General features: G+C 60.0%; 1 protein-coding gene. It reads left to right on the top strand.

The window, feature by feature from the left end:
* Nucleotides 1–250: LEPR-XLL domain-containing protein (locus RVY79_RS20915; protein WP_317466527.1), on the top strand; the 250-nt coding region annotated here is incomplete at both ends.

Below are 250 nucleotides of genomic sequence, written 5' to 3'. Positions count from 1 at the left end.
AAATGGGCATCGCGGCTGAAATCGTCGATTTCGCGTTTGGTGCATCCGCCGGGACCGCCGCCGAAGCTGATCTTCGATCCGCTCGAACAGCGCCTCTTGATGAGCGCCGATCCCGTCGTCGTCGATCTCTCTGCGATCCAGCCCGCGCAGCAGAACCACGACGTGCTGGTGCGTTTCCTCGATCAGGTGGTCACCACCAACGAGCAGACCCAGCATATCCAGCGCATCGAAACTGTCGATCGCAACAATC

Source organism: Chromohalobacter sp. HP20-39 (assembly GCF_033052815.1).
Classification (GTDB): domain Bacteria; phylum Pseudomonadota; class Gammaproteobacteria; order Pseudomonadales; family Halomonadaceae; genus Chromohalobacter.
This window is presented reverse-complemented; position numbering and strand designations above follow the sequence as displayed.